27 protein-coding genes are annotated in these 25,162 nt (G+C 70.9%); 9 read left to right on the plus strand and 18 right to left on the minus strand.

What is annotated here, in order from left to right:
* The 6 genes from IE317_RS33040 to IE317_RS33065 form a co-directional block, all read right to left on the minus strand.
* Nucleotides 1–780, minus strand: coding sequence for an ABC transporter substrate-binding protein (locus tag IE317_RS33040; RefSeq protein ID WP_191315287.1), 780 nt, complete (start codon nt 778–780; stop codon nt 1–3).
* 7 nt (nt 781–787) lie between these two features.
* Complete coding sequence (locus tag IE317_RS33045; RefSeq protein ID WP_191315288.1) at nt 788–1,552, minus strand: ABC transporter substrate-binding protein; 765 nt, start codon at nt 1,550–1,552, stop codon at nt 788–790.
* A 1-nt stretch (nt 1,553) separates the two neighbouring features.
* Nucleotides 1,554–2,378 carry an ABC transporter substrate-binding protein gene (locus IE317_RS33050; RefSeq protein ID WP_191315289.1) on the minus strand — a complete coding sequence of 275 codons (825 nt, stop codon included), beginning with the start codon at nt 2,376–2,378 and terminating at the stop codon, nt 1,554–1,556.
* A gap of 151 nt (nt 2,379–2,529) precedes the next feature.
* Nucleotides 2,530–3,957, minus strand: a complete 1,428-nt coding sequence (gene purB, locus IE317_RS33055) for an adenylosuccinate lyase (RefSeq protein WP_191315290.1) — start codon at nt 3,955–3,957, stop codon at nt 2,530–2,532.
* Nucleotides 3,958–4,003: 46 nt separating this feature from the next.
* The gene (gene dgoD, locus IE317_RS33060) at nt 4,004–5,149 is read right to left on the minus strand and encodes a galactonate dehydratase (protein ID WP_191315291.1); all 1,146 of its coding nucleotides are present in this window, start codon (nt 5,147–5,149) and stop codon (nt 4,004–4,006) included.
* A 16-nt stretch (nt 5,150–5,165) separates the two neighbouring features.
* Nucleotides 5,166–5,843 (minus strand): SDR family NAD(P)-dependent oxidoreductase, encoded by a 678-nt coding sequence (locus IE317_RS33065; protein ID WP_191315292.1) that lies wholly within the window; start codon nt 5,841–5,843, stop codon nt 5,166–5,168.
* A 67-nt stretch (nt 5,844–5,910) separates the two neighbouring features.
* Between IE317_RS33065 and IE317_RS33070 the strand changes: the two genes are divergently transcribed.
* Genes IE317_RS33070 through IE317_RS33080 form a run of 3 tightly spaced genes read left to right on the plus strand, consistent with a single transcriptional unit; the run spans nt 5,911 to nt 8,282 of the window.
* The gene (locus IE317_RS33070; protein ID WP_191315293.1) at nt 5,911–6,528 is read left to right on the plus strand and encodes a bifunctional 4-hydroxy-2-oxoglutarate aldolase/2-dehydro-3-deoxy-phosphogluconate aldolase; all 618 of its coding nucleotides are present in this window, start codon (nt 5,911–5,913) and stop codon (nt 6,526–6,528) included.
* A complete protein-coding gene (locus tag IE317_RS33075) occupies nt 6,521–7,528 on the plus strand; it encodes a lactonase family protein (protein ID WP_191315294.1) in 1,008 nt (335 codons plus the stop codon). The genes IE317_RS33070 and IE317_RS33075 overlap by 8 nt, the downstream gene beginning before the upstream one ends.
* Nucleotides 7,529–7,577: 49 nt before the next feature.
* On the plus strand, nt 7,578–8,282 hold the full coding sequence (locus IE317_RS33080; protein ID WP_191315295.1) for a FadR/GntR family transcriptional regulator: 705 nt from the start codon (nt 7,578–7,580) through the stop codon (nt 8,280–8,282).
* A gap of 28 nt (nt 8,283–8,310) precedes the next feature.
* On the opposite strand, the gene IE317_RS33085 is transcribed toward IE317_RS33080, so the two are convergent.
* From IE317_RS33085 to IE317_RS33095, 3 genes are read right to left on the minus strand one after another with little or no spacing between them, the layout of a single operon-like run.
* On the minus strand, nt 8,311–8,931 hold the full coding sequence (locus tag IE317_RS33085; protein WP_191315296.1) for a TetR/AcrR family transcriptional regulator: 621 nt from the start codon (nt 8,929–8,931) through the stop codon (nt 8,311–8,313).
* 34 nt (nt 8,932–8,965) lie between these two features.
* Nucleotides 8,966–9,679 (minus strand): hypothetical protein, encoded by a 714-nt coding sequence (locus IE317_RS33090; RefSeq protein ID WP_191315297.1) that lies wholly within the window; start codon nt 9,677–9,679, stop codon nt 8,966–8,968.
* Nucleotides 9,672–10,181 (minus strand): SigE family RNA polymerase sigma factor, encoded by a 510-nt coding sequence (locus tag IE317_RS33095; RefSeq protein WP_191315298.1) that lies wholly within the window; start codon nt 10,179–10,181, stop codon nt 9,672–9,674. The genes IE317_RS33090 and IE317_RS33095 overlap by 8 nt, the downstream gene beginning before the upstream one ends.
* Before the next feature lie 136 nt (nt 10,182–10,317).
* Between IE317_RS33095 and IE317_RS33100 the strand changes: the two genes are divergently transcribed.
* From IE317_RS33100 to IE317_RS33110, 3 genes are all read left to right on the plus strand, one after another.
* Complete coding sequence (locus IE317_RS33100; RefSeq protein WP_191315299.1) at nt 10,318–11,340, plus strand: threonine aldolase family protein; 1,023 nt, start codon at nt 10,318–10,320, stop codon at nt 11,338–11,340.
* A gap of 20 nt (nt 11,341–11,360) precedes the next feature.
* On the plus strand, nt 11,361–11,939 hold the full coding sequence (locus IE317_RS33105; RefSeq protein WP_191315300.1) for an HAD family hydrolase: 579 nt from the start codon (nt 11,361–11,363) through the stop codon (nt 11,937–11,939).
* Between the two features lie 85 nt (nt 11,940–12,024).
* On the plus strand, nt 12,025–12,840 hold the full coding sequence (locus IE317_RS33110; RefSeq protein ID WP_191315301.1) for an SAM-dependent methyltransferase: 816 nt from the start codon (nt 12,025–12,027) through the stop codon (nt 12,838–12,840).
* On the opposite strand, the gene IE317_RS33115 is transcribed toward IE317_RS33110, so the two are convergent.
* The 9 genes from IE317_RS33115 to purD form a co-directional block, all read right to left on the minus strand.
* Nucleotides 12,837–13,028, minus strand: coding sequence for a hypothetical protein (locus IE317_RS33115; RefSeq protein ID WP_191315302.1), 192 nt, complete (start codon nt 13,026–13,028; stop codon nt 12,837–12,839). The two genes, IE317_RS33110 and IE317_RS33115, sit on opposite strands and share 4 nt — an antisense overlap.
* A gap of 101 nt (nt 13,029–13,129) precedes the next feature.
* Nucleotides 13,130–14,308, minus strand: coding sequence for a pyridoxal phosphate-dependent aminotransferase (locus tag IE317_RS33120; protein ID WP_191315303.1), 1,179 nt, complete (start codon nt 14,306–14,308; stop codon nt 13,130–13,132).
* A 9-nt stretch (nt 14,309–14,317) separates the two neighbouring features.
* Nucleotides 14,318–15,454, minus strand: a complete 1,137-nt coding sequence (locus IE317_RS33125) for a transglycosylase SLT domain-containing protein (RefSeq protein WP_191315304.1) — start codon at nt 15,452–15,454, stop codon at nt 14,318–14,320.
* A 16-nt stretch (nt 15,455–15,470) separates the two neighbouring features.
* Nucleotides 15,471–15,782 carry a hypothetical protein gene (locus IE317_RS33130; protein ID WP_191315305.1) on the minus strand — a complete coding sequence of 104 codons (312 nt, stop codon included), beginning with the start codon at nt 15,780–15,782 and terminating at the stop codon, nt 15,471–15,473.
* A 133-nt stretch (nt 15,783–15,915) separates the two neighbouring features.
* Nucleotides 15,916–16,674: an ESX secretion-associated protein EspG gene (locus IE317_RS33135; RefSeq protein ID WP_191315306.1), complete on the minus strand. Its 759-nt coding sequence runs from the start codon at nt 16,672–16,674 to the stop codon at nt 15,916–15,918.
* Nucleotides 16,675–16,676: 2 nt separating this feature from the next.
* On the minus strand, nt 16,677–18,269 hold the full coding sequence (locus IE317_RS33140; RefSeq protein WP_191315307.1) for a hypothetical protein: 1,593 nt from the start codon (nt 18,267–18,269) through the stop codon (nt 16,677–16,679).
* 9 nt (nt 18,270–18,278) lie between these two features.
* On the minus strand, nt 18,279–18,845 hold the full coding sequence (locus tag IE317_RS33145) for a DUF3558 domain-containing protein (RefSeq protein WP_191315319.1): 567 nt from the start codon (nt 18,843–18,845) through the stop codon (nt 18,279–18,281).
* 16 nt (nt 18,846–18,861) lie between these two features.
* Nucleotides 18,862–19,242, minus strand: a complete 381-nt coding sequence (locus tag IE317_RS33150; RefSeq protein ID WP_191315308.1) for a hypothetical protein — start codon at nt 19,240–19,242, stop codon at nt 18,862–18,864.
* Between the two features lie 123 nt (nt 19,243–19,365).
* Nucleotides 19,366–20,640 carry a phosphoribosylamine--glycine ligase gene (gene purD, locus IE317_RS33155; RefSeq protein ID WP_191315309.1) on the minus strand — a complete coding sequence of 425 codons (1,275 nt, stop codon included), beginning with the start codon at nt 20,638–20,640 and terminating at the stop codon, nt 19,366–19,368.
* Nucleotides 20,641–21,347: 707 nt separating this feature from the next.
* On the opposite strand from purD, the gene IE317_RS33160 reads away from it, so the two are divergent.
* The 3 genes from IE317_RS33160 (at nt 21,348) to IE317_RS33170 (ending at nt 25,057) form a co-directional block, all read left to right on the plus strand.
* Nucleotides 21,348–22,484, plus strand: coding sequence for a glycerophosphodiester phosphodiesterase (locus tag IE317_RS33160; protein ID WP_191315310.1), 1,137 nt, complete (start codon nt 21,348–21,350; stop codon nt 22,482–22,484).
* 40 nt (nt 22,485–22,524) lie between these two features.
* Nucleotides 22,525–23,445 carry a serine hydrolase domain-containing protein gene (locus IE317_RS33165; protein WP_191315311.1) on the plus strand — a complete coding sequence of 307 codons (921 nt, stop codon included), beginning with the start codon at nt 22,525–22,527 and terminating at the stop codon, nt 23,443–23,445.
* Between the two features lie 70 nt (nt 23,446–23,515).
* Entirely contained in the window at nt 23,516–25,057 is a 1,542-nt protein-coding gene (locus IE317_RS33170; protein ID WP_191315312.1) for an amino acid permease, read from the plus strand.
* The last annotated feature ends 105 nt before the right edge of the window (nt 25,058–25,162 follow it).

The following is a 25,162-nucleotide window of genomic DNA, read 5'->3' on the forward strand; positions in this document are numbered from 1 at the left end:
CTACTGCCCCGGCTTGAACTCGGCGGGCACCGGCGCGGTGGGCTCGAACTGGTCGTGCACCTTGACCCAGGTGCCGTCCGCGATGACCTTCTTGAGGCCGTCGTTGATCTTGTCGATCAGCTCGGTGTTGCCCTTCTTGAACGCGAACCCGTGCGGGATGGTCGTGGTGATCGCCTTGGTCACCTTGAGCTTCGCGTCGGCGTTGTTCTTCGCGTAGTCCTCGGCGGTGGCCTGGTCGAACACCGCGCCGTCGATCGCGCCGGTCTTGAGGGCGTTGAGGGCGGCAGCGTCGTTGGGGAACCGGACGGCCTGCGCGGTCGGCGCGTTCGTGCCGAGCCAGGTGTCCGAGACCGTGCCCTGGACGACGCCGACCCGCTTGCCGGACAGGGAGGTCTCGTCGGTGATGCCCGCGGTTTCCTTGGCTTCGATGCCGAGGGCCTGGTAGTTGTACGGGGCCGAGAAGTCGACCGTCTTCTTGCGGGCGTCGGTCTGCGAGATCGCCGAACTGCCGATGTCGAACGTGCCGTTGGCGACCTGGCCGAGCAGCGCCGAGAACTCGGTCGCGGCGAACTCCAGCTTCAGGCCCTCCTTGGCCGCGATGGCCTTCAGCAGCTCGTTGTCGAAGCCGGTGTAGTTGCCGTTCTCCTGGTAGGCGTTCGGCTTCGAGTCGCTCAGCGTGCCGACGCGCAGGGTCTTCCCGCCGCCGCTGTCCGAGCCGCCGCACGCCGTGAGCGCGGCCAGCAGGGTCGCGGTGAGCGCCGTGACCAGTGTCTTCTTCATGCTTCTCCTAACCCTGGAACCCGGCCGGCACCGGAGCGGTCGGCAGGAACTGCTGGTGCAGCTTAAGCCAGGTCCCGTCGGAGATCACCTGCTTGAGCCCGTCGTTGATCTTGCCGAGCAGCTCGGCATTGCCCTTCTTCACCGCGAAACCGTGCGGCACGTCCGTGACGAAGCTCTTCACGACGACCAGCTTGGCGTCCGGGTTGTCGGTGACGTTCTTCTCGGCAATGGACTGGTCCAGGATGTACGCGTCGACCGCGCCGCTCTTCAGCGCGGTCAGCGCGGCGGCGTAGTCCGGGAAGCGCACGGCCTGGGCGCTCGGCACGGTGCCGGTCAGCCAGTGGTCGCCGACGGTCGCCTGGATGACGGCGACGCGCTTGCCGGCGAGGCCCTTCTCGTCGGTGACCGGCGTGCCCTGCTTGGCCTGGATGCTCATCGTTTCGAAGTCGTAGGCCGCGGAGAAGTCGACCGTCTTCTTGCGCTCGTCGGTCTGCGCGATCGCCGAGCTGGCGATGTCGTAGCGGCCCGACGCGACCTGCCCGAGCAGCGCGGAGAAGTCGGTCGCGGCGAACTCCAGCTTCAGGTTCTGCTTGGCCGCGATGGCCTTGAGCAGCTCGTTGTCGAAGCCGGTGTAGTTGCCGTCCTTGAGATAGATGTTCGGCGGGGCGTCGCTCAGGGTGCCCACGCGCAGCGTCGAGGAAGCGCTGTCCGAACCGCCGCACGCGGTCAGCGTCAGGACGGCGGCCAGCACGGTGACGATCAGCTTCTTCATGTCACGCACCCAGGTTCTTCACGGGCAGGCCGGGGCCACCCTGCTGGAGTTCCTTCGACAGCGGGGTGTTCTTGTAGAACTGCCCGTAGATGCGGGCGACCGTGCCGTCCGCAATGGCCTTCGCGAGACCGTCGTTGAGCTTGTTCAGCAGGTCGGTGTTCTTCTTCGCCACCGCGAACGCCGACGGCGTGTCCTTGTCCTCGACCGTGTACCCGAGCTCCAGCGGGACGGCCGGGTTCTGGTCCAGGTACTTCTGCCCGATGTCCTGTGGCACGACCCAGCCGTCGAGGGTGCCGTTCTTCAGCTGCGCGAAGCCCGCGTTGTAGTCCGGGAAGCGGACGACCTGGGCTCCGGCGACCTTGCCCGCGAACTCGTCCTGCACCGAGCCCTGGACCACGCCGAGCCGCTTGCCGCCCAGCGCGGCGACGTCCTTCAGGTTCGCGCCCTTCGCCGTGACGACCGTGGTGAAGCCGGTGTTGTAGCCGTTGGAGAAGGCGACCGTCTTCTTGCGCGCCTCGGTGCTGGAGATCGTCGAGCTGCCGATGTCGAACTTGCCGCCGGCGACACCGGCGAGCAGGCTGGAGAACTCGGTGCCGACGAACTCGACCTCGAAGCCTTCACGCTGGGCGATGTCGCGCAGCAGCTCGTTGTCGTAGCCGGTGAACCGGCCGTTCTCCAGGTAGATCGACGGCGGGGCGTCGCTCAGCGTCCCGACGCGGAGGGTCTGCCCCGCGGCCGGGCTGCCCGAGCCACCGCAGGCGGCCAGGGTCAGCGTCAGCGCGCCCGCGGTGACGGCCGCGGCGATTTTCGACAGCGTGGATCTCATCGCTTCTTCCAGAGGTTGGCGCGCCCAGGGCGCGAGGAAAGCACGTCAGGTCACTGGGTAAACGTCCTGACGCTCCGGTTTCGTGCGATCGAGATTAGGGATTTCGCCCGTTCGTGTGGATTCGTTCCACTCTGTGGACGGGTGCGTCAGCTCACAGGATCGGCTGCGGCACGTACCCCGCAGCTTCGGGGAACCGCGCGAGAACCTCGGCGACGCGCTCGGCCACCTGCGTGACCTGCCGCCCGGCCGTGCCGGTGAACGAAATCCGGTCGGCGAGGAGTTTGTCCAGCTCACCGCGGTCCAGCGGGATGCGCTCGTCGGCGGCGAACCGGTCGAGCAGGTCGTTTTCCGCGCGGCCTTCGCGCATCTCGAGCGCGACGGCGACCGCGTGCTCCTTGATGGCTTCGTGGGCCGTCTCACGCCCGACGCCGGCGCGGACCGACGCCATGAGCACCTTCGTCGTGGTGAGGAACGGCAGATAGCGATCGAGCTCACGCTCGATCACCGCCGGGAAGGCGCCGAACTCGGCGAGCACGGTGAGGAACGTCTCCAGCAGGCCGTCGAGCGCGAAGAAGGCGTCCGGCAGCGCGACGCGGCGGACGACCGAGTCGGAGACGTCGCCTTCGTTCCACTGGTCGCCGGCCAGCTCGCCGATCATCGAGAGGTAACCGCGCAGCACGACGGCGAGGCCGTTCACGCGCTCGCAGGAGCGGGTGTTCATCTTGTGCGGCATGGCCGACGAGCCCACCTGGCCGGGCTTGAAGCCCTCGGTGACCAGCTCGTGGCCCGCCATCAGCCGGATCGTCTTGGCCAGGCTCGACGGCGCCGCGGCGAGCTGGACCACAGTGGACAGCACGTCGAAGTCGAGCGAGCGCGGGTACACCTGGCCGACGCTGACGAACCGCCGGTTGAAGCCGAGGTGCTGCGTCACGCGGTCCTCGAGCTGGTCCAAAGTGGACTCGTCGCCGAGCAGGTCGAGCATGTCCTGCGCGGTGCCGACCGGGCCCTTGATGCCGCGCAGCGGGTACCGCTCGATGAGGTTGTCGAGCCGCTCGAAGGCGACCAGCAGCTCGTCGGCCGCGGTGGCGAACCGCTTGCCGAGGGTGGTGGCCTGCGCGGCGACGTTGTGCGAGCGCCCGGCCATCACGGTGTCGGCGTGCTCGACGGCGAGGGCGGCCAGCCGGGCCAGCACCGCGGCGACGCGGGTTCGCACCAGCTCGAGGGAACGGAGCAGCTGGAGCTGCTCGACGTTCTCGGTGAGGTCACGCGAGGTCATGCCCTTGTGGATGTGCTCGTGGCCGGCGAGGTCGCTGAACTCCTCGATCCGCGCCTTGACGTCGTGCCGGGTGACGCGCTCGCGGGCGGCGATCGAATCCAGCCGCACGTCCTCGAGCACGCGCTCATAAGCCTCGATCACCCCGTCGGGCACCTCGACGCCGAGGTCCTTCTGCGCCTTGAGGACGGCGAGCCAGAGCTGCCGTTCCAGGACGACCTTCTGCTCCGGGGACCAGAGCGAGACCAGCTCCGCCGAGGCGTAGCGGGCGGCGAGCACGTTCGGAATGCGGGGCTTGTCCGTCACGCCCTCACGATACCTGCGCAGGTCAGCGCGCTGACGGCCCGGGGTTTCACCACTCGGCGAAGCTCCCGTCGTCGTGGCGCCAGATCGGTGAGCGCCAGGCGTGCCCGGCCTCGTCCGCCCGGCGCACGGCTTCTTCGTCGACCTCGATGCCGAGTCCGGGGCCGAGCGGGCGGGCCGCGTAGCCGTCCTGGAAGGCGAAGACCGACGGATCCGTGAGGTACACGTGCTCGCGTCCCTCGTGGTAGTGCATGCCCACACTTTGTTCCTGGATCAGGAAGTTCGGGGTCGCGAAGGCGACCTGCAGCGACGCCGCCAGCGAAATCGGGCCCAGCGGGCAGTGCGGCGCCAGCGAAGCGCCGTACACCTCGGCCAGCGCCCCGATCCGCCGCAACTCCGAGATGCCGCCGGCGTGCGACGGGTCGGGCTGCACCACCGCGACCCCGGCGTCGAGCACCGGCTTGAACTCCCAGCGCGAGTAGAGCCGCTCGCCGAGCGCGATCGGCACCGTGGAGGCTTCGACGACCGCGCGCAGCGCGTCGCCCTGGATCTCCGGCAGCACCGGCTCCTCGACGAACATCGGCTGGACGTCCTCCAGCAGCCGCACCAGCCGGCGCGCCATCGCGGGCGAGACGCGGCCGTGGAAGTCGATGGCGAGGTCGCGGTGCGGGCCGAGCGCCTCCCGCGCTTCCCAGGCGCGCGCCACCGCCGCGTCGGCCTCGGCCGGCGACGCGATCGCCGTCAGCGGGCCGGCGACGTTCATCTTCACCGCGGTGAACCCGGCCTCGACCTGGGCGGCCACCGCTTCCCGGATGCCGGCGGGCCGGTCGCCGCCGACCCAGCTGTAGACGCGGACGCGGTCGCGGACCGGCCCGCCGAGCAGCTCGTGCACCGGCGCGTTGCGGACCTTGCCCGTGATGTCCCACAGCGCGTGGTCGAACCCGGCCAGCGCGCTGGAAAGCACCGGGCCGCCGCGGTAGAAGCCGCCGCGGCGCAGGACCTGCCAGTGGTCCTCGATGCGCAGCGGGTCCTGGCCGATGAGCAGTTCGGACAGCTCGTGCACGGCCGCGCGGACGGTCTCCGCGCGGCCCTCGACCACGGGTTCGCCCCAGCCGCTGATCCCCTCGTCCGTGCTGACCTTGACGAACAGCCAGCGCGGCGCGACCAGGAACGTCTCGATGGCGGTGATCTTCACCCGGGTACTCCTGTTTCTACGCGGAATCCTTGGCGGCGGACCAGCCGCCGTCGACGGTCAGTTCGGCGCCGGTGACGAACGACGCGGCGGGCGAGAGCAGGAACGCGATCACGTTCGCCACCTCGGCCGGGTCGCCGAGGCGGCCCGCCGGCGTCGCCCGCGCGCTGCGTTCCCGGTCCGCCGTCGAGATGCGGTTCCACGCCTCGGTGAGCACCGGACCCGGCAGCACGGAGTTGACCCGCACCTCGGGCGCGTACTCGACGGCCAGCTGGCGGGCCAGCGCGACGAGCGCACCCTTGCTCGCGGCGTACGCGGGGTGGCCCGGCAGTCCGAAGTGGGCGTGCACGGACGAGACCAGCACGATCGCGCCACGCCGTTCTCGCAGCGACGGCAGGCAGGCCCGCACGGCGAGGTAGGTGCCGGTCAGGTTGACGTCGAGCTGGCGTTGCCACTCGGCCCGGTCGATTTCGTGCAGCGGCCCGGCGCTGGGGACGTAGGCGTTGCTGACCAGCGCGTCCACCTCGCCGATGTCGGCCCAGGTCGCTTCGTCGGCCACCGAACCCCGGATCGGCGTGACACCCTCGGGCAGTTCGGCGATGTCCACGCCCAGTACCCGGTAGCCGTCGTCGATGAGCTTTCGCGCGGTCGCCGCCCCGATCCCGGACGCCGCTCCGGTCACCACCGCTGTCGGCATCGTCTCTCCCGTCCTCCGAGCCAGAGAATAAATCCTAATTTAAGAGTTCACAAGGTAATCTGGGCCCATGACCTACCGCTGGGAGATCACCGCAGCCGCTCTGCACCAGGGTGTCGTGGGCATCGTGCGCACGCACGACGCGGAGTCGGCGGTCACGGCGGCCCGCGCGGCCCTGGAAGCGGGGCTGCGCTCGATCGAGCTGCCGCTGACGAACCCCGGTGCGCTGGACGCGATTTCCGGGCTGGCGGCCGCCTACCCGGACGTGACGATCGGGGCCGGCACGGTGCTCGACGAGACGTCCGCGGTGCTGGCGATCCGCGCGGGGGCGCGGTTTCTGGTGTCGCCGTCGGTGGACACCGCGGTGATCCGGACCGCGCACCGGTACGGCGCGGCGGCCTTCCCCGGCGCCGGCTCGGTGACCGAAATCGTGCGCGCGCTGGAGGAAGGGGCCGACGCGGTGAAGGTGTTCCCGGCGTCGGCGCTGGGGCCGTCATGGGTGGCGGACGTGCGGGCGGCGCTGCCGCAAGCGCCGCTGGTACCCACCGGCGGCATCGGCCCGAAGGACGTGCCAGGCTGGCTCTCGGCGGGTGCGGTCGCCTGCGGGATCGGCTCGGCGCTGACCCGCGGCACGGCCGCGGAGATCGCCGACCGGGTCGAGACGCTGTTGAGGAGCGCGCATGGCTGAGCTGGTCTTCGTCGGGTGCTACACCGGCGGCGCGGGGAACGGCACCGGGATCACCACGCTCTCCCGGTCACCGTCCGGCTCACTGCGCGAAGTGGCTTCGCTGCCGCTGGAGTCGCCGTCGTGGCTGGTCCGCCACCCGTCGTTGCCGGTGCTGTACGCGGCCAACGAGACCGAAACCGGCCGCGTGACGGCGTTGGCCATCGCCCCCTCGGGCGAGCTCTCCGTGCTGGGCACGGCCGAGACGGGCGGCGCGCACCCGTGCCATCTCGCGGTGACGCCGGACGGCCGGTTCCTCTTGTGCGCCAACTACAGCGGCGGCAGCGTGGCGGTGTTCTCGTTGTCGTCTTCGGGCACCCTGGCCGCCCGGACGGCGCTGGTTCAGCACAGCGGCAGCGGGCCGGTGGCCGACCGCCAGGAGGCGGCGCACGTCCACATGGTGGTCCCGTCGCCGGACGGTTCCGTCGTCAGCGCGGTCGACCTGGGGACCGACGAGATCCGGAGCTACACGCTGACGTCGTCGGGCAGCCTCGAGCCGCTGGCGGTGTCCTCACTGCCGCCGGGCACGGGACCGCGCCAGCTGGTGCGGCGTCCGGGCACAGACCTGGCGTACGTCGTCGGCGAGCTGGCCGGGACGCTGGTCACGGTCCGGGAAAAGACGCCGGGCGCGTTCGAGGTGGTGGCCTCCACGGCGTCCACCCTCAAGGCGCCGTCCGGGCCGAACCTGGTGGCGCACCTCGAACTGGCCGACTCACGCCTGTACGTGTCGAACCGCGGCCCGGACTGCGTGACGGAGTTCGCGCTGGACGACGCGGCGGCCGTGGCGGACCAGCCGTGCGGCGCGAACCCGCGGCACTTCGCACTGGTGGACGGGACGTGTTACGTGGCGGCGCAGTCGGAGGACGCGATCACGGCGTTCACGCTGACCGCGTCCGGCGAGGCCGAACTGCGGTACTACCCGACCGGCTCGCCGACGTTCGTGCTGCCGGTGTCGCTGCCTTGACCCGGCCTTCATAATGCGGTCATCACCTGCCGGCGGAGAGGGCCCTCCATTGACCGAACACCGGCCACGCGGGTTGCACGGCCAGACCGTGGAGGCACTGGCCAGCCGGATCCTCTCCGACGAGTGGGGCGAGGGCGCCGTCCTGGACCTGCCCGCGCTGCGCGAAGAGCTCGACATCAGCCTGACCGCGCTGCGCGAAGCGCTGAAGGTGCTGGCCGCCAAGGGCATGATCGACGCCCGGCAGAAGCGCGGCACCTTCGTGCAGCCGCGCGAGAAGTGGAACATGCTCGACGCCGACGTCATGCGCTGGCAGACCGCGGCCGCCGACGACCCCGGGCTGCTCGACGAGCTCACCGAGGTCCGCGCGGTCGTCGAGCCCGCCGCCGCCCGGATCGCGGCCGGGCGCGCGTCGGAGGAGGACCTCGAGTCGCTGCGGGACGCGCTCGCCGACATGGCCGCCGCCGGCGACGACCCGGAGGCCAGCGTCCAGGCCGACCTCGCCTTCCACCGGCGGCTGATGGCCGCCACGCACAACAACTTCCTGGTGCGGATGGAACGGATCATCGCGATCGGGCTGGCCGAGCGGGACAAGCTGGTGCACAGCGCGCCGGCGGCGGAAGACCCGGTGCCGAGCCACCGGAAGGTGTTCGACGCGATCGTCGCGGGTGACCCGGCCGCTGCGGAACAGGCGATGCTCGCCCTGGTCACCAAGGCTCAGGACGACCTCGAGAAGGCGCAGCGCACACGCTCGTGAGTGGTAAGGCGGGTTCTAACCCGCTTTTTCACTCACGACCGGCTGCGGCAGGGTGCTCACCGGCGAGGGCGGCCTGGAGCATGCGGGCGGCCGCCGCGCGCGGTTCCGGGTCGATCGCGATCAGGGCGTTGACGACCGCGCCGTCGACCAGCGCGACCAGCCGCTCGAGCTCGGTCGCGGTGACCGGGGTGCCCGAGCGGGCGAAGATCTCCGTCAGCAGCTCGTTGAGCTGGGCCGACAACGTCCGCATCAGCGGCCGCAGGTACGGGCGGCGGCCGGTCGCGACCAGCCGTTCGTAGCGCAGGAGGACGGCTTCGGCGTCGGCCGCCGGGTCCCCGCTCTCCGGGCCGAGCAGCATCTCGAGCACCAGGTCAACGGTCGCCTGCACGCCGCGGTGGCGGGTCGCGAGCTCCTCCAGCCGGGCGCGGCCGGTCGCCAGCTCGGCGTTCGAGTGGTGCTCGACGGCCGCCGTGACGAGGTCTTCCAGCGAGTCGAAGTAGTACGTCGTCGACGCGAGCGGCAGGCCCGCCCGTTCGGCCACCGCCCGGTGCCGCACGGCGTCGAACCCGCCTTCGACGAGCAGTTTCGCGGCGGCCTCGACGAGCGCGGCGCGCCGTCGCTCCCCCTTCGGGGTGGTCGCAGCGGTCATGGCCGGTCATTCTGCCAACCGGGCGGACCCGGGCTCAGAACTGGGGCGCGAGAGCACGCGCGAACTGGTCCACCTGGCCCGCGTACGGCGCCGCCGAGCCCGCGGAAGGCACGCTGACCAGCACCAGCACCCCACCGGACGCCGTCCCTGCCCGGGCCGTGACCGTGCCGGCCGGCTGGGACTTGAAGACCTCCGGGATGCCCTTCGGGTACACCGCCGCGGCGACTTCGCCGCCCGGAACCGGGAACCCCGCGGACCGCGACACCGTCGAACAGGCGCCGCCCGGGATCGCCTGGGCGGCGACGACGTGGCCGGGGAGCTCGCCAGCGAGGGCAGTGGCGAGCTCCCCGTCCACCTGTTCGCACCCGGAGGCGCCTTCGGCCAACTGGCCGGTCCTCCCGTCCCCGGCACCCCCCTGCTGAGGTGGCTGGGACGAGAAGTTCGGTGACTCCCCACCGACTTCAGGACGCATCGAGCCGTCGCCGGGTTGCGCCACGCCGGGTCCGGAATGCGCGGGCACGGCGTTGTCCGTCGCGAGCATCGACTTCGGGGTACCCGCCGAGAGCACGCCGTACGCCCCGAAGCCGACGACGACCAGCGCGGCCGCGCTCACCCCGGCGGTGATCCGGTTCCGGCGGCGCAGGGTCTGGCGGCGGGATTCGCGGACGACGTCGTCGCGGCTGAACGTCGGCGACGGCGGGTCCGGCGGCGCGGCGGAGAACAACGAGCGCAGTTCCTGCTCATCCATTGGTCTCCACCTCCCGTTCGAGGACCTGCCTCAGGTTCGCCAGCCCGCGGGCGGTCTGGCTCTTCACGTTGCCTTCGCTGCAGCCCAGCGCCTTCGCCGCGCCGGTCACGTCGAGTCCTTCGAAGAACCGCAGGACCAGCACCGCCCGCTGCTTGGGCGGCACTTCCTTCAGCGCCGCGAGCAGGTCCTCCCTGGTCGCGACGAGGTCGTCGAGGCCGGGCGTGTCGTCGGACGGCTCCGGCAGCGTCTCGGTCTGCCACTCGCGCCGCCACGGACGCCGCGATTCGTCGATCGACGCCCGGACGAGCGTCTTGCGGACGTACGCGTCGGTCGCCGCGCGATCCCTGATCTTCTTCCACCTCCGGTGCAGTGCCACGAACGCCGTCTGCGCGAGGTCGTCCGCCCGGTGCCAGTCGCCGCAGAGCATGTACGCGGTCCGGCGCACGGCGTCCCGCCTGGCGGCGAAGTACTCCGCGAACTCCTGCTCGTCGCGCTGGTCCACGCGCAGTCGTGCTCCGCTCGGTCGTCGGTCGTCCGGGAGGACGGAATCAGGGGCGTCCACGGTTGCACGGACGGAGTGGGTTCGACCACTCAAGGGCTGTTTGATCCCCACGACGTGGGTGTGATGTGATCGCACCGTGACCTTGAGCCCGCCCGTACTGGACTTCCGCTCCGACACCGTCACCCGGCCGGATGAGGCGATGCGGGCGGCGATGGCCTCCGCCGAGGTCGGGGACAACGTCCTCGAGCGCGATCCCACGATCGCGGTACTGGAGGAGCGGGCGGCGCACGTCCTGGGCATGCAAGCGGCCCTGTGGACGCCGAGCGGGACCATGGCCAACCTGATCGCGCTGAGCCTGCACCTGCAGCGCGGCGACCGGTTCCTCGCCACCCGGGGCGCGCACGTGCTGGTGAACGAGCTGGGCTCGGCGGCGTGGCTGGCCGGCGGCATGCCGGACATCCTCGAGCACGACGGCGGCCCGGGCCGTCCGTCTCCCGACGCCCTCGCGGCCGCGATCGGACAACCCGGGCCGTACTTCACATTACGGACATCGCTGCTCTGCCTCGAGAACACCCACAACGCGGCCGGTGGCGCGGTGACGCCGCCCGACGAGCACGCCCAGCTGCTGTCGGTCGCCAAGGAAGCCGGCCTGACCGTGCACCTCGACGGCGCCCGGCTGTGGCAGGCCGCGGTCGCCCTCGAAGTGCCGCCGGCCGCCCTGACCGTCGGCGTCGACACCGTGTCCGCCTGCTTCAGCAAGGGCCTCGGCGCGCCGGTCGGCTCGGTCGTCGCGGGCAGCGCGGCGTTCGTCGAGCGGGCCCGCCGGATGCGGCAGATGCTCGGCGGCGGCGTCCGGCAGGGCGGCATCCTGGCCGCGGCCTGCCTGGTCGCGCTGGACCGCATCCCCGAGCTGGCCGAGTCGCACGAGAACGCGCGGCGGCTCGCCGAAGGCCTGCGCGAGTACGGCTGGCCGGCCAACACCCCCGACACCAACATCGTGCTCGCCGAGGTCCCCGACATCCCGGCCACGCTGGCCTGGCTCGACTCGCTCGGCATCCGCGCGGTGCCGATGGCGGGCAAGGTCCGGTTCGTCACCCACCGGGACCTGAGCGCGACCGACGTCGAAGAAGCCCTGCGCCGGATCAAGACCGGCGCCTGAAGAAAGTTCTGGGGACCCTGGTGAACTGGATCGTGTTCGACTACGGCGACGTGCTGAGCAAGCCGAGCGCCGCCCTGCCCGACCTGGCCGCGGCGATGGGCGCGCCACTGCCGGAGTTCCTGGAGGCGTACTGGGCGCACCGGATCCCCTACGACGCCGGCAGCACCCCGCTCGAGTACTGGCAGGCGGTCGGCGACGCCGTGGGCGCGCCGGTCGACGAGGCGCTGTCGGCCGAACTGACCCGCATCGACGTCGAGGGCTGGGGACACCTGGAACCGTCGTCCAAGGCGCTGCTCGAAGCGCTCTCCGAGGCCGGCGCGAACCTGGCGCTGCTCTCGAACGCGCCGATCGCCTTCGGCGAGTGGGTCCGCGCGCAGGACTGGGCCCGGCTCTTCCGCGTGACGCTGTTCTCGGGCGACGTCCTGTGCGTCAAGCCGGACGCGAAGATCTTCCGCCTCCTGCTCGACGAACTCGGCGCCGAACCGGCCGACTGCCTCTTCTTCGACGACCGCGAGTCCAATGTGGAGGGAGCACGGGCGGTCGGGCTGCGGGCCCACGTGTGGAACGGCGCCGACGCGGCCCGGGCCTGGCTCGACTGAGCACTCACGCGAACCACACGGCCGCCTACCCGCCGTGATCTCCATGTCCTAGGCTGAGCGTCCCCACACTCCCCGGTAGGTGCGCATGGTGACGAGCGAACGGCCATCGGCCCACGTCGACTTCGAACGGCCGAGCATCGCCCGCGTCACCGACGCGCTGCTGGGCGGGCAGAACCACTACGAGCCCGATCGCGCCGTCCTGCGGCAACTGACGGCGATCGCGCCGGAAGCGCCGGCGATGGCGCGGGAAGTGCGGCAGTGGCTGGTGCGCGCCGTCCGCTACCTGACCGAGCGGCTGGACGTCGACCAGTTCCTCGACCTCGCGTCCGGGTTCCCGACGGCGGAGAACACCCACCAGGTGGCGCAGAAGTACAACCCGGAGGCGCACGTCGTCTACGTCGGCGACGACCCGGTGGTGGAGGCGCACGGCCGGGCCCTGCTCGTCGACAACGACTTCACGCACATCTGCGGCGCCGACCCGCTGAACCCCGGCGAAACCCTCGCCGGGGTCGGGCGGTTCATCGACTTCGACCGGCCCGCCGGGCTCGTGCTGTGCGGGGTCGTCGACCACATCGCCGACCTCCAGCAGGCGCAGCAGGTGGTCAAGTCCTACGTCGGCGCGCTGGCGCCCGGCTCGTACCTGCTCCTGCTGCACCAGCACAACCCGGCCGACGGCTCCGACGCGGCCGACGTCGCGACGTCCCTTCAGGACCGCTTCGGCCGCATCGGGCTCGACACGCTCTACCGCACGCGGGCCGAGATCACGTCGTTCTTCGACGGCCTCGAACTGCTCGAACCCGGGCTGACCGCGCCGCACCTGTGGTGGCCGGACGGGCCGCGCCTGGCGCCGCTGACGCCGGTCAACTGGACCGCGCTCGGCGGCGTCGCGCGGATTCCCTAGTAGCGGTTGATGCGCCGGGGGTCCCTCTTGCCGCTGGTGACCGCCTTGTAGCCGGCCGCGCCGAGGAAGGCGATGCCGCCGATGATGGCGATCCACAGAACGGCCTTGAACAAGAAGCCGAGCACGGCGCCCAGCACCATGAACGCCACCCAGGCGACGATCAGGCCGCCGACGATCTTCCAGAACATGGCTCCTCCGACTCTTCCCCGTGGCCCCACCGGCCCGATGACTCCACAGTGCCACCCGGCGTCGGGAAACTCCCCTCGTAGCGCCAACGTTCGGGGTTAAATCAGGGTTCCCCCTGGCCGAGCCAGGCGCCGAGGCGCCGGACCCCTTCGTCTATGTCCTCCGCGCTGCCGGCGAAGGAGAACCGGACGTACTTGCCGCCGTCGACCGGGTCGAAGTCGACGCCGGGGGTGATGGCGAGCCCGGTGTCGGCGAGCAGCCGCTGGCACCAGCTCAGGCTGTCGTGCGTGTACGCGCTGACGTCGGCGTACGCGTAGAAGGCGCCGTCGGCGGGGGCGAGCTCGTCGAGCCCGATGCGCTGCAGGCCGGCGAAGAGGCGATCGCGGTTGGCGCGGTACCGCTCGACGTGCGCGTCGGCTTCCGCGTACGCCTCGGGCGTGAAGGCGGCGAGGGCCGCGTACTGCGAGACCGCGGGCGGGCAGATGGTGAAGTTGCCGGTCAGGACGTCGATCGCGCGGTGAAGGCGTTGCGGGGCGAGCAGCCAGCCGAGCCGCCAGCCGGTCATCGCGAAGTACTTCGAGAAGCTGCCGAGCACGATCGGCTCCCGGCCGTACTGCCACGCGCAGTCGAGTTCGGCGCCGTAGGAGATGCCGTGGTAAATCTCGTCGCTGATCAGCTGGACACCGTGCGACGAGCACCACCCGGTGATGGCGGCGAGCTCCCCGGGCGGCAGCACGGTGCCGGTCGGGTTGCTCGGGCTGGCGACGATCAGGCCGTCGATCGGGCCGAGCTGGTCCAGCAGCTCGACGGTCGGCTGGAAGTTCGTCTCGGCGGTGGTGGCGAATTCGACGACCTCGCAGCCCAGGACGGAGAGCAGGTTGCGGTAGGCGGGGTAGCCGGGCCGCGCCATGGCGACCTTGGCGCCGGGGTCGAAGGCGCTGAGGAAGGCGAGCAGGAAGCCCCCGGAGGACCCGGTGGTCAGGACGACGTCGTGCGCCTGGACGTCGACGTCGTACCGCTTCCGGTAGTGCCCGGCGACGGCCTCGCGCAGCTCGGGGATGCCGAGCTGTTCGGTGTAGCCGAGGGTGCTCTTTCGGAGCGCTTCCTGGGCGGCCTCGAGCACGGGCTTGGGCGCGGGAGCGGACGGCTGCCCGGCCGCGAGCGACACGAGATCGCCGTGACTGCGCTGCCGCGCCCCGGCCGCGGAGAGGACGTCCATGACGTGGAAGGGCGGCACGCCGGCCCGCAGTGCGGGCCCGGCGAAAGCTCCGAGGTCGGCCATGGGGCCAGGCTAGTAGCCGCGGTAGGCACCACCGTGGGCCATGGCCTTGATGCCGGGCACGTTGTCGAGGCTGCCGTACCGGTCGAACGAGTACCGGACCCCGGCGATGATGTTGTCGACCGGGTTGTAGATGTTGTCGTGCCCGGGGAGCTTGTGGGCGTTGAACGTGGAGTCGATGCACTGCATGAGCCCCTTGGACGGGTGCCCCGCGGCCGCATTCGAATCCCAGTTGTTGATGGCGTTGGGATTTCCGCCGGATTCGTGCTGGATAATGGCCCAAATCTTCGGGATATCGGCGTCCGTCACCGGAATCCCCGCAGCCTGGAGCGCCTTCATGGCCTCCTGAATCCATTGTTGCACATTGCCGGGAGGCGGCGAAGAAGGCGGCCCGCCACTCGGCCCGAGGCCGCCACCACCACCGCCTCCGCCACCCCCACCGCCGCCGCCTCCGCCGCCGTGGGAGGAGCCGTTGCTGTGGATGCCGCCCGTGCTCTTGGGGGCCGACGCCGAGCTGCTGGGCAGGGGGACCTGGTCGTAGCCGCCCTGGATCTGCTGGGACATCAGCTGCTGCGAGGCCTTGATCGCCGTGTCCGCCTGGGTTTGCAGGCCCGTCACGTCGCCGTCGAAACCGGCCGTGATGGTGTGGATGTCGGTCTTCGCGGTGGCCAGGATCTCCTCGGCGCTGGGGCTGGGCCCCGGCTTGCCTTCGTCGTGGGCCTTCTTCGCCGCGGCCAAGGCGTTGTTGATGTCGGTTTCGGCCTTGGCGTTGCGCTCGTTGACCGCCTTCTCCGCGGCCAGCTGCTTGTCCCCGACGTTCTTCTTGATCTGGTCGAGCGACTTCGCGAGGTCGTCGAGGTCCTTGGCGACGTCCTCGAGGTGGGTCTGCACCTTGGTGCCGGCGTCGCGGACCTGGCGGACGTACTTGAAGAACTCGTCGGCCGCGGGCCCGGCCCACACCTGCGCGTCGAGTGCGTCGGTGGAGCTTTTCAGGGATGCGTTGTGGTCACCGGCGTTCTTGCCGGCCTCGCGGAACTGCGCGGCCGCCGCGGTGATTTTTCCCAGATCGACCTTTTCGACCTGGTCGACCTTCTTCATGAAGGCTTCCCAGTTGTCCGGCGTTCCGGCGCCGCCCCCGTTCAAACCCACTTCGGTGCCCCCGAGCTCACTTGTCGACGTGCAGTTTCAGGTCGCTCGCGCCGACCTGGTCGGTTTCGGCGATCAGGCCGGCGGCCTTGCGCATGGCGAACCCCAGCGCCTCCATGTGCTTGCCCGCGGCGTCGAACTGGTTGTGCACGCCGTCCTTGAACTTGCCGACCGCGCTGTGCGCGTCGCCCGTTTCGTCCATGCCGCCGAAGGGGCTTTCCTTCTCGTGGTCCAGGCCGGTGACCTTCTGCTTGGACTTTTCGAACTCGTCCTTCAGCTTCTCCACCTGGCGGGCCGCGATGGCCATCGACTCCGGGTCGTAGACAGGCACGGTTCGTCATCCCCTTCGGAAACTTGTCTCCGCCCGATCAGACGTCGCCGTGACCAGGACGGTTCCCGCGCTTACCTTATGACTTCCCGAGGAGCGCGCGGGCGGTTCCCGGCCAACTTCCACCCGGCGGGGATCAGGCCTCCGCCACCAGCTCGCGGATCCGGGTGGCCAGCAGGGCGTTGTCGGCCGGGGTGACGGTGGCCCACTCGCGGCCGTCGCCGTCGCGGCCCACCTGGAACAGGTAGCGGCCCGCGTCCGTGTCGAAGAACGCCACCACCCGGTTCGCGCGGTGCACCACGCCGTCGCGCGAGGTGCGTTCCGCGCCGAACTGGCCGCGGGCTTCCTGGCCCAGCAGCATGCCGGAGAGCTCCTGGGCCTGGAACAGCGGGATCCCGCGGTCCTCCAGCGCCGTGACCAGCGCCTTCGCGTCGCCTTTGGCCGCCGCGTCGGCGGATTTCACGACGTCGTAGGGGAGGCTGACCGTCTGGCCGATGCCCGGGCCGAGGTCGCCGGCCACCGAGACCGCGGCCTCCGCCAGGCCGTCCTCGGTGGCCGGGATCAGCCAGACCTCGCCGTTGTCCACCACCGCCAGCACCGCCTGGCTGCGCAGGCTGACCGCGCGGCCGCGGATCTCGCGGTCCGCCCACACCCACACGTCGATCCCGAACTGGGGGCGCGCCAGCAGGTGCAGCAGGTCGGCCAGCTCGCCGGACACCCGCCGGTTGCGGGCCAGGCGCCGCTCGCTCAGCGACGCCCACGCCGACTCGACCAGTTCGAGCCGCTCGGAGCGGGTGGTTCCCTCGCTCGGCACGTCGAGCGCGACGTGCCGCCGGGGCAGTTCGAAGGACTCCCAGAGCACGTCGAACTCGAGGGCCGACAGGACGAGCGACACGGTCAGCGCACATCCCTGCCGTGGTCGCCGAGCACGTCGGGGGAGACCATCCGCTGGTCGGCGAACAGGTCCTGGTCGTCGACGCCGTAGCGGCGGACGTGCTCGGCGTCCTCCTCCTGCGGGGCCGCTTCGGACAGGAACTTCGTCTCGCCGGGCTGCTGCTTCGGGCTGATCTGCTCCGACTTCCGCAGCGCGACGGCTTCCTCCTCGGGCAGCTCGCCGACCGGCAACGGCCGCACCGGGCCCTTGGGCTGGCTCTTCTCGCGCCGCTGACGCTCCTTGTCGCCGCTCAGCGCGCCGCCGGCCACGCCCGCGCCGACCGCCGCCGCGCCGGCGCCGATGTCCCCGGGGGTCGCGCCGGGCTTGGCGACGAAGCCGCGTTCGCCGGTGTACTGGCCCGGCTGGAGCGGGGCCTGCGGCATCGCGCCGACCGTGCGGCCCTTGGCCAGCAGGCCGTCCGGGCCGCGGCCGGCGGAGCTGTCGATGCCGGTCGAGCCACCGGGGGTCCCGCCGCCCCCGCCGCCGAGCGACTTGATCGGTGCCGTCGGCGGGGCCGAGCCGGGCGGCAGCGCGCCGGGCGCACCCGGCGGGCAGAACGGTTCGCCCTGGCTCCCGGTCCCCGGGCCCGGGGTGAAGCGGCCGGACGGGTCACCGGAGGAGGTGCCGCGGCCCGGAGTCTGGACCCAGCCGGGGCCGGGCTGGGCCACCGGCGGCTTCGTGCCCGACGGCGTCGTCGACGAGCTCGGCGTCGTGTGCTGGGCGGCCGCGGCGCCGGCGGTGCCGACCGCGCCGGTCTGGCGGGCCGGCTGCTGTGCGGCCGGGGCGGGCGGTTGCTGCGCGGCGACGCCGTAGAGCGGGGTCGGCGGATCGGCGTGCACGGTGTGGGACACCGGCTGGACCACGGGCGGGTCGACGTGCACCGACCGGACCTTGTCCGAGGCGGGCTTCACGCCGCCGTCCGGGGTCACCGCGACCGCGGCGCCGGCGACGTCCAGCACCCCCGGCGCGATGCCCGGGGCGGCCAGCTTCAGCGATTCCGGGTCGGACAGCGACTGCGTCGAGAGCAGGTTCGTGCCGCTTTGCTGCGCGTACTCGTTCAGCGCCTGCTGTGCCTGGGCCTTGGCGTCGTTCGCGGCCTCGACCTGCCGGGCGTGGTCGGTCTCGAAGCCGATGAGGCTCATCAGCAGGCCGTCGGTGAGGGTGAAGCCGCCCGCGCCCTTCCGGACCGTCTCGGCGTCCGGCAGCTTGTACTTGGTCCGGTTGAAGGCCTCGCCCTGCTCGAACACCATTTCCGCGGCGTGCGCGACCTTCGTCGTGGCGTCCTGGGAGAAGCCGGCCTGCTCGGTGAACACCTGGCTCGCCGCGCCCCCGGCCTGGCTCTGCCACTCGACGCCGAGCTTCAGCAGCTGCGCGCGCAGCGTCTGGTCGGTGTGCGCGAGGGCGGTCGCGACGGCCTTCAGCGCGTCGACGGCGGTGCCGATGCTGCCGGTGCCGTCGCCGTTGATCATCCGGGTGATCTGGTCGGCGATCGCGGTGTTGGTCCAGCCGTCGAACCGGTGGTTCTGGATCCCGGCCGCGAGCTCGGAGAATTCCACGCGCCCTCCCTAGTTGCGTGCTTTCAGTGACTGCAGCGCGATGTCGGCGGCGTGCGCCGACATCTCGCACAGCTGCGGCTGCGTGAGCTTGCCGCGGGTGATGGCGAAGGTCTGGACGGCCAGCGTCTGGCCCTTCGCGACGCCGACGAGCGTCTCGCAGTCGGCGGGGTCGCCGGCCGCGCGGTAGTTCGTCAGCGCCGGGTAGCCACCGATGGTCTTGGGCTCGGTGGTCATGCTGTTCTTCTTGCGGCTTCCGGTGATCCACTGGTCGAGGTCCGCCGACACGGCCCGTACGTGGTAGGAGTGCACCGGCTCGGCGCCGTCGGCGTCGAACACGCAGGTCCGGCCGTCCTCCTCCGGCGCCTTGCGGGGGACACTGGTGATCTTCAGCGCGTCGAGCTGCACCTGCGGGAAGATCTCGCAGAGGTTGACGCCCTGCAGCGACAGGTCGGACGGCCGCTGCGGCAGCTGGGCGGCCTTGGCGCTCTGCGACGCGGCCGTGGCGGCCGTTTCGACCGGGTACGGCGTGCCTTCGGTGCCCGCGGAGCAGCCGGCGAGCGCCGCCGTCGCGAGCACGCCCCCGGCGATCCGGTTACGCACCGTGCTTGCCGCGGTCACCGAACACCGCCGCCTTCTCCTCTTCGCTGAGCTTGTAGTCCTTCGCGGCTTCGCGCAGCTGCGAGACCAGGCGCTTGAGGCCGGCGACGTACTCGCGGACCTGCCCGGCGTAGGAGCGGTCGCCGTCGGCGATCAGGGTGTTCCACGCCTGGACCGACTGCGTGCTGATCACGTCGGCCGACGGCGCGTCGATCCGCAGCTGGCCGAGCCGGGTCAGCAGCTGGTCTTCGAGGGCGTTGGCCTGCTCTTCGACGATCCGGGCGACGTCGAGGAGCTTGTCCGGGTGGACCAGGACGTCCGCGGCCGCCGGCGCCACCGGGACGGCTGAGCTGAGGTCATACGAGGGTCCTGACATGCTCTCCCCTGACGTCATACGGACAGTGACCGGCCGGCTCCCGTCGAGGCTACCAACGCGAATGTGACAGCAGCCTGAGTTTGGACGAAGAGCACGCCCGGCCGGTTCCCCCGATCCGTGGAATCAGGCGCGCTGTTTGGCGGCCGGGGCGGCGACCTCGCCGTTCGCCGCCTTCAGCGCGATGTCCGTGCGGTGGTGCGAGCCCGCGAGGTGGACCTTTTCGACGATCTCGTACGCGTGCTTGCGCGCCGACTTGAGCGTCTTGCCGGTGCCGACCACCGAGAGCACGCGACCGCCGGAGGAGACGACGGCGCCGTCGTCCCGGCGGCGGGTGCCGGCGTGCAGGACGCCTTCGAGTTCGGCGCCGGTGATGACGTCACCGGTGCGCGGCTTGCCCGGGTAGCCGTCGGCGGCGATCACGACGGTGACCGCGGCGCCGCCCGACCACTCCAGCGGCGGGTGCTCGGCGAGCTTGCCGGTGGCGGTGGCGTGCATGAGCCCGGCGATCGGGGTGCGCAGCAGGGCCAGCACGACCTGCGTCTCCGGGTCGCCGAAGCGGCAGTTGAACTCGATGACCTGCGGGCCGTCGGAGGTCAGCGCGAGGCCGGCGTAGAGCAGGCCGGAGAACGGCGCGCCGCGGTTGACCAGCTCGTCGGCGACCGGCTGGACGACGGTCTCGACCAGCTCGTCGACCAGGTTCCCGGGCGCCCAGGGCAGCGGCGCGTAGGCACCCATGCCGCCGGTGTTCGGGCCGGCGTCGTCGTCGCCGACGCGCTTGAAGTCCTGCGCGGGCAGCAGCGGGACGACGGTGTTGCCGTCGACGAAGCAGAAGAGGGAGGCTTCCGGTCCGTCCAAATAGGACTCGAGGAGGACCGGGTGCCCGCCGTCGAGCAGCATGATGGCGTGCTTGCGCGCGACGTCGATGTCCGGCGTGACGACGACGCCCTTGCCGGCGGCCAGCCCGTCGTCCTTGACGACCCAGGTGGGGCCGAAGCGGGCGAGCGCGGCGTCGAGGCGGGCCGGGTTGTCGACGACCTCGCTGCGAGCGGTCGGCACGTTCGCGGCGGCCATGACGTCCTTCGCGAAGGCCTTCGAACCTTCGATCCGCGCGGCGGCGGCGGAGGGGCCGAAGCAGGCGATGCCGGCCTTCCGCACCGCGTCGGCAACGCCGGCGACGAGCGGTACCTCGGGCCCGACGACGACGAGGTCGGCCTGCCAGCTCTTCGCGAGCCCGGCGACCGCTTCGGGATCGGCGGCGTCGACGCCGAGCTGTTCGGCGACGGAGGCCGTCCCGGCGTTGCCGGGCGCGCAGGCCAGGGCCGTGACAGCGGGATCGCCGGACGCAGCCAGGACGAGGGCATGCTCCCGGGCGCCGGAGCCGATTACCAATACGCGCACGCCGCACAGCGTATCCGGCCGGGTTCGCGGAGGACATCGCGCCGTCGCCGGGGCAGGTCCGGGTGGCCGCTGCCCACGGGACAGGCGGCGGGTGGACGGTGGTCCCGGGTGGCTCGGCTGGGTTCCATGGAGCCGGTGAACGCGCCTTGTTCTTGCGGGGTGTGCCGCGATCCACAAGTCACCGGGGGTGTGGACAGGTCGACCTGCGGTGCCGGTGGAGCGCAGGTTTTGTCCGCCGCCGCCGATACGCTGGAAGCGGGGGCAGCCCCCAGGGAGGGCGGGCCGTTTTTGAGCCAGTCGCGGCGTGTTCCCAGGTGCCCCACCGGCCCGAACGGGACGCTGACGCCCAAACCCGCACCCCACCCAGACCTCCCCACCACCCGGCCAAAGCGAACACCACCCACCTCAGCCACACCTTCAGACCGAGCCCGACCAGCAGACCCCTGCGTCCACCACTCAACAGCGACCGACTCCGCCGAAACCTGCCCAGAAGGGCGGACCGCGCCGACCGGAATTCCGGCGACCGCCATCCACCGCTCAGCTCGACCCACCGCCGAGACCCGGTCCTGCCGCGGCCGCAAACCGGGCGAACAGGAGTCCATGCGCCGTTTACCGCGTCGACCGCCCAGGTACGTACTTCGGATGCTTGCGACACCGAGGGTGGCGCGAGTAGTCAGGGCACACCCTGTGTGAAAAGAGGTCACCAGATGAAGCGCAAACGTGTCGGCTTGCTCGCACTCGCCGGGCTGGCGCTGCTGAGCGTCACCGGCGTTGCGGCCGGGTCCGCAAGTGCCGCCGAAAGCGGGTCCGCCGATGCGGCCGCGCGCGGGCGGGGCCACGATGTCCCCGTGATCATCGGACACCGCGGCGCGCCCGGGTACCGGCCGGAGCACACCCTCGCCTCCTACGAGCTCGCCTACCGGATGGGCGTCGACTGGGTGGACGTCGACCTCGTGCCCACCAAGGACGGCCAGCTCGTCGCCCGGCACGAACCCGAGATCGGCGGCACCACCGACGTCGCGAAGCACCCGGAGTTCGCGGGCCGGAAGAAGACCGTCGTGCTCGACGGGGTCACCACCACCGGGTGGTTCACCCAGGACTTCACGCTGGCCGAGCTGAAGACGCTGCGCGCGGTCGAGCGGATCCCGCAGAACCGGCCGCACAACACGCTGTACAACGGGCGCTACCAGATTGCCTCTTACCAGGAGGTCCTCGACCTGACCAAGCGCCTCGGCCGCGAGCTGCACCGGACGCTGGGGACCTACCCCGAGGTCAAGCACTCGACGTTCTTCCAGTCCATCGGCAACCCGACCGAGCCGAAGCTGGTGGCGATCCTCAAGCGCAACGGCCTCGACCGGCCGGACGCGCCCGCGATCATCCAGTCGTTCGAGGTGTCGAACCTGATCGCGCTGCACAAGCAGGTCCGGACGCCGCTGCTGCAGCTGACCTCGGCGACCGGCGCCCCGGCGGACTTCGTCGCGAACGGCGACAAGCGGACGTACGCCGACCTCGTGACGCCGCAGGGGCTGCGTGAGGTCGCGAAGTACGCGAAGTACCTGGGGCCGGATAAGGCGCAGATCATCCCGCGCGACAAGAACGACAACCTCGGTACGCCGACCGCGCTCGTCGCGGACGCGCACAAGGCGGGCCTGAAGGTGCAGCCGTACACCTTCCGGAACGAGAACCCGTTCCTGCCCGCGAACCTGCGCTCGTCGGCCGAGCCGGACGCCTACGGTGACGTCTTCACCGAGGAGGCCGCGTTCTTCAAGGCCGGCGTCGACGGCTTCTTCGCTGACCAGCCGGACACCGCGCTGGAATCGCTGCACGCCTTCCTGGGCCGGTAATCGCTTTGCCGTGAAGGGCGCTTCCGTGGACGCTGGGGCCATGGAAGCGCCCTTTTCCGGTGTGGTGCTGGTCAGCCGCGGCGACGAGACGCTGCTCTCCGAAGCGTCCGGGTACGCACACATCGCCCACCGCGTCGAGAACACCGTCGACACGCGGTTCGCGATCGCCAGCGGCACGAAGGGGTTCACCGCGCTGGTCGTCGTGAGCCTGATCGCCGAGGGGCGGCTGGCACTGTCGACGACCGCGCGCGAGGTCCTCGGCGACGACCTGCCGCTGATCGACGACCGGGTGACCGTCGAGCACCTGCTGACGCACACCTCCGGGATCGGCGACTACTGCGACGAAGAGGCCGAGCCACCGCCGAACCCCCTGCTCGCCACGTCGGCCGACTACCTCGCCGCGTTGGACGGCTGGCCGCAAGTTTCCCCGCCCGGCACGGAGTTCCGGTACAACAACGGCGCCTTCGTCGTGCTGGGGCTGATCGCCGAACGGATCGCGGGCATACCTTTCCCCGAGCTCGTCCACGACCGGGTCTGCCGTCCCGCCGGGATGACGGACACGGCGTTCCTCCGCTCGGACGCGCTGCCCGCCCGGACGGCCACCGGCTACCTCGAAGACGGCCGCACCAACGTGTTCAGCCTCCCCGTGGCAGGACACGGCGACGGCGGGATCTACAGCTCCGCACCGGACTTCCGGAAGTTCTGGCCCGCGCTGCTCGACGGCCGGATCGTGCCACCCGAGTGGACGGCCAGGATGCTGCGCCCGCACGCGGACGGCTACGGGCTGGGCTTCTGGCTGCCCCGGCCCGGTGTGGTCCGGCTGGAGGGCGGCGACCACGGCGTGGCGTTCCGGAGCACGCACGAGCCGTCGTCCGGGCTGACCGCGACCCTGATCTCGAACAACCACCGAGGTGGCGGGCCCCTGCTGGGCCGGCTGGACGAGTTCTTCACGAAGGCTTGACACCCTTCGGGACCAGGGCTACCTTCGGCGAATTCAATGGTCTGGCCGCATACCTTTCAAGAGGTGCCCGATGGATGTTTCCGACCAGCAGACCACCCCCGACCACGCGGACGACGACAGCGCCCGGCTGCACCAGCTGGGGTACGCCCAAGAGCTCAAACGGACGATGTCGGCGTTCTCGAACTTCGCCGTCTCCTTCACGATCATTTCGATCCTCTCCGGCTGCCTCACCCTCTACGGCACCGGGATGAAGACCGGTGGGCCGGCCGCGATGATCTGGGGCTGGGTGCTGGTCGGGTTCTTCGTGATCCTCGTCGGCCTCGGCATGGCGGAGGTGTGCTCCAGCTACCCGACCGCCGGCGGGTTGTACTACTGGGCGGCGAAACTGGCGCCCCGCAACGGTGCGGCCTGGTCGTGGTTCACCGGCTGGTTCAACCTGATCGGCCAGATCGCCGTCACGGCGGGCATCGACTTCGGCGCCGCGCTGTTCCTCAACGCGTTCCTCGACCTGCAATGGGGCTTCACGGCGACGCCGGGGCACACGATCCTGCTGCTGGCCATCATCCTCGTGGTGCACGGGCTGCTGAACACCTTCGGTGTCCGGCTGGTGGCGATCCTCAACAACGTCAGCGTCTGGTGGCACCTGGTCGGGGTGCTGGTCATCGTGTCGGTACTGGCCTTCGTGCCCGCCAAGCACCAGGAAGCCGGCTTCGTCTTCGGGCAGTTCGTCAACCAGACCGGCTGGACCTCGCCGGTCTACGTGTTCGCGCTGGGCCTCCTGCTCGCGCAGTACACGTTGACCGGCTACGACGCTTCGGCGCACATGACGGAAGAGACGAAGAACGCCGCCAAGGCCGGGCCGCGGGGCATCGTCACCTCGATCCTCGTCTCCCTGGTCGCCGGGTGGATCCTGCTGATCGGCCTCACCTTCGCGATCCAGGACTACGACGGCGCCGTCGGTTCCGCGACCGGCGTGCCGCCCGCCCAGATCTTCATCGACGCCACCGGGGTCACCACCGGCAAGTTCCTCCTGCTCATCTGCATCGGCGCGCAGCTGTTCTGCGGGATGTCTTCGGTGACGGCGAACTCGCGGATGATCTACGCGTTCGCCCGCGACGGCGCGATCCCCGGCTCGGCCTTCTGGCACCGGATCAACAAGCGGACCCAGACCCCGACCAACGCCGTGTGGCTCGCCGCCATCGGCGCATTGATCCTCGCTCTGCCGTACTTGTGGAGCGCGACGGCGTACTACGCGGTCACCTCCATCGCGGTCGTGGGCCTCTACGTCGCCTACGTGATCCCGGTGTTCCTCCGGGTCCGCCGGGGCGATTCGTTCGAAGCGGGCCCGTGGAACTTCGGCAAGTGGGGGAAGCCGATCGGCATCGTCGCGTCCGTCTGGGTCGCCTGCATCTTCGTGCTGTTCATGCTTCCGCCGGCTTCGCCGATCACAGTGGACTCCTTCAACTACACGCCGGTCGCCTTCCTCGTGGTGCTGGGTGGGGCCGCCCTGTGGTGGGTGGTTTCGGCCCGGAAGTGGTTCAAGGGGCCGAAGGTCCAGGGTTCCGAGGCGGAACTGGCCGCGGTGGAACAGGAACTGAAGGAGCTGGGCTGAGCCGTCGTGAGTGGTAAGGCGGGGTTGGAACCCGCTGTTGAGTCTCAGGACATCGCCGACAGTTGATGTCTCAGGACATCGCGGACACTGACCGGCCTGTCAGCG

This window comes from Amycolatopsis bullii (assembly GCF_014654205.1).
Lineage (GTDB): Bacteria > Actinomycetota > Actinomycetes > Mycobacteriales > Pseudonocardiaceae > Amycolatopsis > Amycolatopsis plumensis.

Bases quoted from the DNA above. Each gene is read 5' to 3' on its own strand.
- IE317_RS33040 (WP_191315287.1), bottom strand. From the start codon at position 780: ATGAAGAAGACACTGGTCACGGCGCTCACCGCGACCCTGCTGGCCGCG.
- IE317_RS33115 (WP_191315302.1), bottom strand. From the start codon at position 13,028: ATGTTCTGGAAGATCGTCGGCGGCCTGATCGTCGCCTGGGTGGCGTTC.
- IE317_RS33120 (WP_191315303.1), bottom strand. From the start codon at position 14,308: ATGGCCGACCTCGGAGCTTTCGCCGGGCCCGCACTGCGGGCCGGCGTG.
- IE317_RS33165 (WP_191315311.1), top strand. From the start codon at position 22,525: ATGGAAGCGCCCTTTTCCGGTGTGGTGCTGGTCAGCCGCGGCGACGAG.
- IE317_RS33085 (WP_191315296.1), bottom strand. From the start codon at position 8,931: ATGACCGCTGCGACCACCCCGAAGGGGGAGCGACGGCGCGCCGCGCTC.
- IE317_RS33045 (WP_191315288.1), bottom strand. From the start codon at position 1,552: ATGAAGAAGCTGATCGTCACCGTGCTGGCCGCCGTCCTGACGCTGACC.
- IE317_RS33050 (WP_191315289.1), bottom strand. From the start codon at position 2,378: ATGAGATCCACGCTGTCGAAAATCGCCGCGGCCGTCACCGCGGGCGCG.
- IE317_RS33110 (WP_191315301.1), top strand. From the start codon at position 12,025: ATGGTGACGAGCGAACGGCCATCGGCCCACGTCGACTTCGAACGGCCG.
- IE317_RS33160 (WP_191315310.1), top strand. From the start codon at position 21,348: ATGAAGCGCAAACGTGTCGGCTTGCTCGCACTCGCCGGGCTGGCGCTG.
- IE317_RS33150 (WP_191315308.1), bottom strand. From the start codon at position 19,242: ATGTCAGGACCCTCGTATGACCTCAGCTCAGCCGTCCCGGTGGCGCCG.
- IE317_RS33065 (WP_191315292.1), bottom strand. From the start codon at position 5,843: ATGCCGACAGCGGTGGTGACCGGAGCGGCGTCCGGGATCGGGGCGGCG.
- IE317_RS33090 (WP_191315297.1), bottom strand. From the start codon at position 9,679: ATGGATGAGCAGGAACTGCGCTCGTTGTTCTCCGCCGCGCCGCCGGAC.
- IE317_RS33170 (WP_191315312.1), top strand. From the start codon at position 23,516: ATGGATGTTTCCGACCAGCAGACCACCCCCGACCACGCGGACGACGAC.
- IE317_RS33070 (WP_191315293.1), top strand. From the start codon at position 5,911: ATGACCTACCGCTGGGAGATCACCGCAGCCGCTCTGCACCAGGGTGTC.
- IE317_RS33075 (WP_191315294.1), top strand. From the start codon at position 6,521: ATGGCTGAGCTGGTCTTCGTCGGGTGCTACACCGGCGGCGCGGGGAAC.